Below are 7,143 nucleotides of genomic sequence, written 5' to 3'. Positions count from 1 at the left end.
TGCGCCTTTAGCTCAGCTGGTAGAGCAACTGACTCTTAATCAGTGGGTCCCCGGTTCGAATCCGTGAAGGCGCACCACTCTCTATGGAGCGTCTGTGTGGCGCTCCATAGAGAGCCCTTTAAAATTAAGACTTGCCTCTTGAGAAAGACGGTAAGGAGAGAAAAGTTTGTTAGAAGTTTTCTTTGCTTACTTTCTTTTTCAAAAGAAAGTAAGTTGGTGTTGATTGCGGTGAGGGTCCACCCGTTCCCATCCCGAACACGGAAGTTAAGCTCACCTGCGCCGAAAATACTTGTCTGGCGACGGACCGGGAAGATAGGTAACGCCAACACAAAAAGCGGACAGCATTTGCTGTCCGCTTTTTGCTGCTTTTTGTGGGATTATAGACAGCTGCGGAGGTAAGCGGCCACGTCAAAACGCTCCAGCCCGCTCTCCTTACGCAGGTAAAGGGGATGGTGGGGATGACCCCTTTTGGAAAACGGTCCGGCGGAGTACCAGCAGGCGCCCAGCTCTTCGCCGATGGCAATCATATCCCGCAGGCAGTCTGTCAGATAGGGCCGCTTTTCAATGATAGCGCCCCACGCAGCCCATACGGCGGGTGAACCGCCCCTGGTCTGTCCCAGCGCCCAGCGGAAGGCAGCCATGTTTTCCCGGTGGAGCTGGGGATTGCACGCCTGTTCCATGTCGTCGGGCCGGGTGGCCCGCTGGGCATAGACGTTGAACATAAGGAAGCTGTCATAGCCGTTGCCCAGGGCGATGCGCTCCACCGATTTCAGGGTATTGTCCAGGGCGTTGGGAGCGGCGGTGGAGGGGTTGATCCCCACGCAGATCAAGGGCCTTTCTCCGGTGGTACCCAGGATGTAACGATAGTCGCAGTAATAATTGGGAACGAACAGCCAACGGGCAACGTCATAGTCCGGATTGGGCTGACGGGCCTGTTCCAGGGCCGGGGCAAAGGACAATATAGACTGTCCGGCGGTGCCGCAGGATGGAATGTGCATGGATGGGGCCTCCTTGCCGGCGGCTTGCGGGGAAGCGCGCCCGGTGTTATACTCACCCTATCAGGATACAGGCAGGAGCGGAACAATGCAATACCAAACTGTAAAACGGGGCCGATTTTTGGCCCGGCCCAACCGGTTTATCGCCCATGTGGAGCTGGAGGGGCGGACGGAGGTTGTCCATGTGAAAAACACCGGCCGCTGCCGGGAGCTGCTGGTACCGGGCGCGACGGTCTATTTGGAAGAGCGCGGGAATCCAGCCCGCAAGACGAACTATGATCTGATTGCCGTGGGAAAGGGGAATCTGCTGGTCAACATGGACGCCCAGGCCCCCAATCAGGTCTTCCGGGAGTGGGCGGAGCAGGGCGGGTTTCTGCAACCCCTCACCTTGCTTCGGCCGGAGACCACCTGGGGCAGCTCCCGGTTTGACTTTTACTGGGAAGCGGGGGCGGAGCGCAGGGGGTTTGTGGAGGTGAAGGGCGTCACCCTGGAGGAAAACGGCCATGCTCGGTTCCCCGACGCCCCCACCCAACGGGGGGTGAAGCACCTGGAGGAGCTGGTCCGCTGCCGGGAGGCAGGCTATGAGGCGGCTGTCTGCTTTGTCATCCAGATGGAAGGTATGACCGACTTTGCCCCCAATGACGCCACCCATCCGGAATTTGGCGCCGCCCTGCGGCGGGCAGCGGCAGCAGGGGTGACGGTTATGGCCCGGGGTTGCGTGGTTGCGCCGAATGGGTTGACTATGGGAGCACCGGTGCCTGTCCGGCTTTGACCAACCAAAAAGGTCCCTGGGCTGAGGACAGTCCGGGGACCTGATGTGTTAGTAGGGATAACTGCTCCAGGTGCGGGCGCCGGACAGGTCGGTGAAGAGAAGACCGGCGGGGGGCAGAAAGGTAAACAGGAGAAGCGCGGCGCCCAGCGCCACCACCAGCAGGACCAGCAGATCCTGTCCCTGTGTCCAGAGGGGAGCGTCCAAGAAATAGGGCAGCAGTAGGCACACTGCCATGGACAGGACATAGAGCAGGATGTCAAACAGCAGGCTCTCTCCGCTCAGGGTGATGTGGTAGAGGTAGCCGCCGGCCAGCATCACCGCCGTACCCAGCAGCAGGGCCAGGCAGCGGGCGCCCAGCCGGCGCTCCCCGCCCTGGGTCAGCAACAGTCCGGTGACCAGGCTGGGCCAGTACAGCAGCTTTGCGTGCTCCCAGAGACTTTCCGACACCGGCGCAAACAGCGCGGTTACAGTCCAGGGCAGCAGCTCGTGGAGGAAATGCAGGCAGGAACCGGCCACCACAGCGGCGGCAAAGAGCAGCAGATTGGAACGGGACAGGCGGCACATGGCGGCAACCCCCTTTTTACTGTTCAGCACAGCTTATGCGCCGGCGGGAGCTGTCATTCCAAAAAATGGCGGACAAACTAGATCATTCCTGCATAAAAGCGCGAAGGCGCATCTCTCATGGACTGGCGCGGCCTTCCAAGCCAAAGCAGCGTTTCATTGGCAGAAAAGACGGCGGCCATTCCGGCCATATTAAGATCAGCGTCACATGACGCGGATTTTGTACGGAAAGGAGATGCCGGTCCTATGAAAGAGGAACAGAAAACGCGGCCCTGGGTGGCCGCGGCCCTGGCGGCGGCGCTGATCTTCACCTCTCTGGCGCTGACACAGCCTGCCAGGGCCGCGGATTCGGCCCGCACGGTGATTCCTGTCGGGCGGGCGGTGGGGATTAAGCTGTTTTCCGACGGCGTGATGGTGGTGGGCTTTTCCGAAGTGGCCTCAGAGCAGGGACGCTCCGTCCCGGCCCGCGACTGCGGCCTGAGGGAAGGGGATATCATCACCCACATCAATCAGGAAGAGGTAGATACAATTGAGCAGGTGCAGCAGGTGCTCCAGGAGGTGGGCGGCCAGGCCATGAGCATCCGCGCCCTGCGGGCGGACGAAACCGTTCAATTCACCGCCCAGGCGGTCCAGTGCAGCAGCGACGGGCAGTATAAGCTGGGTGCATGGATCAGAGACTCCATGGCGGGAATCGGAACCATCACCTATTGGGACCCCGCCTCCGGCGTGTTTGGTGCGCTGGGTCACGGGATCAACGATGTGGAAACGGCCCAGCTGATGCCCTTGCAGTCTGGGTCCATCCTCTATTCTCAGGTGGCAGATGTGAAAAAGGGAGAGAAGGGAGAGCCGGGCGAACTGAAGGGCGCCTTCCAGGTGGACCGGGACCTGGGCAGCCTGTACGCCAACACCCCGGGCGGCGTGTTCGGAGTGCTGAGCGACAGCGGATTTTTCCAGGAAACCCAGCCGGTAGAGGTGGCCAGCCGGAGCGAGGTGCACACCGGCCCCGCCGTCATCCGCTCCAACGTGGCGGGAGAGGCCACGGAGGAGTATGAAATTGAGATCATCCGTATCTTTCCCCAAAATGAGCAGGATACACGCAATCTTATGCTGAAAGTGACGGACGCCCGCCTGCTGGATGCCACCGGCGGCATCGTCCAGGGTATGAGCGGCTCCCCCATTCTACAGGACGGAAAGCTGGTGGGCGCAGTAACCCATGTGCTGATCAATGACCCCACTCAGGGCTACGGTATTTTGGCGGAAAATATGCTCCAGATGTCCGCCGGATAAGGAGCAGAACTGACAGCAGCGGGGCGCGGTTTCCAGCGTTTGGAAGCCGCACCCCGGTTTGTCTTTCTGCCGGCAGAGTGGAACCGGCGGGAAATGTCCCGATTTGACCCGGTACGGGTCGAAGTAAGTCGAAGAGAAATAGCCATAAATTTCCAGTAAAACCCTTGCGCTCGCTGTCTGATTATGGTAAATTATAGGCAACCGGTGAGAAGCCTTGGCCAGGCAGCAAACGCAGAGCAGGAAAATCCTGCGGAAAGGGTGTCAAGATTGGAAACCAGAAAGCGAATTGTGGTGGCGGATGCCAACGAAGAATTTCGCCGCATGCTCACGGCGTGCCTGGGGGAGGAGGCTGATCTGGAGGTTGTCGCGGAGACAGGGGATGGCCCCGAGGCGGTGCGCCTGGCGGAGCGGGAGCGGCCCGACGTGGTGGTGATGGATCTGGTGCTGGCCAGGATGGACGGGCTGGAGGTACTGCAAAAGCTGGCGGAGCTGCAAGACAGACCCAGGGTACTGGTGATTTCCGGCTTTGTGCGGGGCAATGTGGCGGAGCTGGCGGCGGAACGGGGCGCCGATTACTATATGATGAAGCCGTGCAACCTGACGGCGGCGACCGAGCGGGTGCGCCAGCTGGTGAACGGAGCGGGAGAACAGCCGCAGGCCCAGGACAGGAATCTGGAGAGTACCATCACCTCCATTATCCACGAGATCGGCGTGCCGGCCCACATCAAGGGCTACCAATATCTGAGGGAATCCATTCTGATTGCGGTGGGGGATATGGACGTGATCAACGCGGTGACGAAGATCCTCTACCCAGAGGTGGCCAAGCGCTTTGGTACCACCGCCTCCAGGGTGGAGCGGGCCATCCGGCACGCCATCGAGGTGGCCTGGGACCGGGGCGATCTGGAGACGCTGCAAAAGTATTTCGGCTATACCGTCTCCAATGCCAAGGGCAAGCCCACCAATTCCGAGTTCATTGCCATGATTGCTGACCGTCTCCAGCTGCAGCAGAAGGAAAAATGACTGGACAGGCAGATCCCCCGCGGCAGAGAAAATTCCGCCGCGGGGGATCTGATGGTGTTTGAGCTCAGGCGCCGGGTGTGGAAAACCGCTCCGCCGCACGGCGGATCTCAGGCTCCAACAGACGGCTTACCCGGTCGGCCAGCACGTCCGGGTCCTCCTTCATATCCTCCGAGATCCACCGGACCAGAATCCCGGAGAGAGCATACATGTAAAAGTCGGTCAAAAATGCCCGGTCAGCCTCCGCCAGAGACAGGTCCCCGGCATAGCGGGTCAACAGCGTGGTGATCAGGACGCGGGACAGAGAAAAGAATTGGCAGTCCAGGTGGTCCCGCCCGCTGGAGCGAAAGACATGATAGATGGTCAGGTGATTTTCCTGTACGTAGCGGAAGGCCTGCATCAGCCCCTCATGCCAGTCCCGGGCATCCCGGAGGGCCAGCTCGGTCTCATGGTCCAGGAACCAGCGGAGCAGGTCGTAGATATCCTGAAAATGGTAGTAAAAGGTCTGGCGGTTTACTTCACAGTCCTCCACAATCTCCTTCACCGTGATATCGTCCAGGAATTTTTTTTGCAGCAGCTTCTTCAGGGAATTCGCCAAAGCCAGCTTGGTACTGGGGGCCAATGCACTCACCTCCTTGGCGGCGCGGACATGGGTAGAAAACGGTTCAAATATCATTATAGCACATGGAACGAAGAAATTGCAATCCCGCGGGGAATGTGCTATGATGAAGCCCGACAAAGAAGAAAGGCGGTTGCGGTATGACGAGGTTTGAATTTCAGCCGAAGGGGGTCTGCTCCCAGCGCATGGAGGTCCAGGTGGAGGACGGAATCCTCCGCAGCCTGAAGGTGGCGGGCGGGTGCAGCGGCAATCTCCAGGGGATCTCCCGCCTGGTGGAGGGGATGCCGGTGGAGGAGGTCATCCGGCGGCTGGACGGGATTCGGTGCGGCCATAAGAGTACCTCTTGCCCGGATCAGCTGGCCCAGGCCCTGAAGCGGCAGATGCAGGCATAAAAAACCGGGACGCTGGAGGCGCCCCGATTTTTTATGTATCCGGCAGGCAGGTGAGCAGCAGGCGGGCATTTTGCAGATAGCGCTCCAGCATACTCCGCAGCTCCCCCGGGGGCAGCTCGTCCTCCCGCAGGTCGGCCAGGCCGGGCTGGGGCGGGGAGAGCCGGGTGCGGATCTGATTGGCCAGCTGGTCCATAGGCGGATACTCCGCTTGGGTGAGCGTGCCGGTCTGGATCAGGCACTCCACCTGTTCCAGCTCGGAAAACATATTCCACAGGGTCAGCTGTACGGTGCGATAGCGGGCGGCCTGCTCCGGAGGGAGCTGGGCCAGGTAGCCGGATACCTCGTGATACACCATATGAAACTCGGACAGCAGTTCCCCAAACAGGGCGGGGTCCACCGGCTCCCGCAGGCTGCGCCGGATGACGCCCCAATAGACCGACTGGAGATAGAACAGGGAGCGGAGGTTGCGGCGGAATTGCAGGTCGTTCCGGCTGGGCAGCAGGAATCGGTTGACCAGCAGCACCAGCACCACCGCCATACCCAGGTAGAGCAGACGCAGCTGAATGGCCTCGGTCTCCTCCACGGTGAGGGTGGCCATAGTGAGGGCGAAGGCGGTGGAGAAGATGGGATGGACCCAGGTGCCGGGGGTACAGCAGTACATCAGGGCGATCATCACCAGGGAGAAGAGGAACACCCCGGGCAGGCCGGGCAGGTGGGGATAGACCAGATGGACCAGCACGCAGCCGATGGCGGTCCCCACCGGGCGGGTGACCATGCGGTGGGCGCTCTCCTCATAGCTGGGCTGGAGCAGCAGAAAGGCGTGGAGCGGGAACCAGTAAGTGTGCTCAAACTCCCACAGGAAGCTGACGGTGCAGCTTACCGTCAGCACCACCGCCAGGCGCAGGGCGAAGCGGAATTCAAAGCTGTCCGGCGACAGGCGCTGGCGAAGCTCCGCCCACCACTCCCGCCAGGGATGGGTGCGGAAGGGGAGGCGGCGGCCGGGGTCCAGCGGCTCCTGGCAAAGCAGCAGCAGCATGTGCAGCACGCTGCGGGCAAAGATCCGCAGGCGGCCCTGGGGCAAGAAATCCTGACCCAGCAGGAACTGGATCTCCTTTGCCAGCTGCACCAGCTCGGCGGGATGTCCTGCCTCATGGAGGCGGCGGACCAGCTCGGACAGGCGGAGCATCACCTGAGAAAAGGCGGGGGTGGCTCTGGCCTCCTCCCAGGCGCCCTCGTCCGACACCAGGTAGGAGGCCCGCTGAAACAGCAGTGCGAACAGGTGGTAATACCGATTCTGCCGGTCCGGCAGATGGAACAGGCGGCGCCGGTCATAACCCAGGCGGTGGAATTTTTGGGCGGTATCCCGCAGCTCCTCCCGGGCGTCCTCATCCCCGTCCCCCTGGGCCAGACGCTCCAGCAGCTGGGACAGGCGGACCAGCGCCCCGTCAATCTGGCTGGACGGGTCGGGGGCCTGGTGGAGGAGCCGGCCGTACAGTTCCA

8 protein-coding genes, 1 tRNA gene and 1 rRNA gene are annotated in these 7,143 nt (G+C 61.2%); 6 read left to right on the top strand and 4 right to left on the bottom strand.

Features of this window, described 5'->3' with window-relative positions; genetic code table 11:
• Position 1: 1 nt before the first annotated feature.
• Positions 2 to 77, top strand: a tRNA-Lys gene (locus Q0J74_RS09505).
• Between the two features lie 135 nt (positions 78 to 212).
• Positions 213 to 328, top strand: a 5S ribosomal RNA gene (gene rrf / locus Q0J74_RS09500).
• 49 nt (positions 329 to 377) lie between these two features.
• On the opposite strand, the gene Q0J74_RS09495 is transcribed toward rrf, so the two are convergent.
• Positions 378 to 998 (bottom strand): DUF1643 domain-containing protein, encoded by a 621-nt coding sequence (locus Q0J74_RS09495; RefSeq protein WP_297213875.1) that lies wholly within the window; start codon positions 996 to 998, stop codon positions 378 to 380.
• A gap of 85 nt (positions 999 to 1,083) precedes the next feature.
• Between Q0J74_RS09495 and sfsA the strand changes: the two genes are divergently transcribed.
• A complete protein-coding gene (gene sfsA, locus Q0J74_RS09490) occupies positions 1,084 to 1,767 on the top strand; it encodes a DNA/RNA nuclease SfsA (protein ID WP_297213872.1) in 684 nt (227 codons plus the stop codon).
• A 48-nt stretch (positions 1,768 to 1,815) separates the two neighbouring features.
• Here the strand turns inward: sfsA and Q0J74_RS09485 are convergent, their stop codons facing one another.
• Positions 1,816 to 2,361 carry a DUF6512 family protein gene (locus tag Q0J74_RS09485; RefSeq protein WP_297213869.1) on the bottom strand — a complete coding sequence of 182 codons (546 nt, stop codon included), beginning with the start codon at positions 2,359 to 2,361 and terminating at the stop codon, positions 1,816 to 1,818.
• Positions 2,362 to 2,574: 213 nt separating this feature from the next.
• On the opposite strand from Q0J74_RS09485, the gene spoIVB reads away from it, so the two are divergent.
• Together spoIVB and spo0A are read left to right on the top strand one after the other, a co-directional pair.
• Entirely contained in the window at positions 2,575 to 3,615 is a 1,041-nt protein-coding gene (gene spoIVB, locus Q0J74_RS09480; RefSeq protein WP_297213866.1) for a SpoIVB peptidase, read from the top strand.
• A 267-nt stretch (positions 3,616 to 3,882) separates the two neighbouring features.
• A complete protein-coding gene (gene spo0A / locus Q0J74_RS09475; protein WP_297213863.1) occupies positions 3,883 to 4,635 on the top strand; it encodes a sporulation transcription factor Spo0A in 753 nt (250 codons plus the stop codon).
• 64 nt (positions 4,636 to 4,699) lie between these two features.
• Here the strand turns inward: spo0A and Q0J74_RS09470 are convergent, their stop codons facing one another.
• Complete coding sequence (locus Q0J74_RS09470; RefSeq protein WP_297213860.1) at positions 4,700 to 5,254, bottom strand: TetR-like C-terminal domain-containing protein; 555 nt, start codon at positions 5,252 to 5,254, stop codon at positions 4,700 to 4,702.
• A 137-nt stretch (positions 5,255 to 5,391) separates the two neighbouring features.
• Between Q0J74_RS09470 and Q0J74_RS09465 the strand changes: the two genes are divergently transcribed.
• Positions 5,392 to 5,643: a TIGR03905 family TSCPD domain-containing protein gene (locus tag Q0J74_RS09465; RefSeq protein WP_297213857.1), complete on the top strand. Its 252-nt coding sequence runs from the start codon at positions 5,392 to 5,394 to the stop codon at positions 5,641 to 5,643.
• A gap of 31 nt (positions 5,644 to 5,674) precedes the next feature.
• Here Q0J74_RS09465 and Q0J74_RS09460 read toward each other — a convergent pair.
• Positions 5,675 to 7,143, bottom strand: a 1,469-nt coding sequence (locus tag Q0J74_RS09460) for an FUSC family protein (protein WP_297213853.1), incomplete at its 5' end; no start/stop codon positions are given.

Source organism: uncultured Flavonifractor sp., assembly GCF_944387675.1.
GTDB lineage: Bacteria > Bacillota > Clostridia > Oscillospirales > Oscillospiraceae > Flavonifractor.
Note: the sequence above shows the minus strand (reverse complement) of the source record. Positions and strands in the feature narration are given on the sequence as shown.

Excerpts from the sequence above, each read along its gene's own strand:
- Q0J74_RS09495 (WP_297213875.1), bottom strand. The coding sequence starts at position 998 with ATGCACATTCCATCCTGCGGCACCGCCGGACAGTCTATATTGTCCTTT.
- sfsA (WP_297213872.1), top strand. The coding sequence starts at position 1,084 with ATGCAATACCAAACTGTAAAACGGGGCCGATTTTTGGCCCGGCCCAAC.
- spoIVB (WP_297213866.1), top strand. The coding sequence starts at position 2,575 with ATGAAAGAGGAACAGAAAACGCGGCCCTGGGTGGCCGCGGCCCTGGCG.
- Q0J74_RS09465 (WP_297213857.1), top strand. The coding sequence starts at position 5,392 with ATGACGAGGTTTGAATTTCAGCCGAAGGGGGTCTGCTCCCAGCGCATG.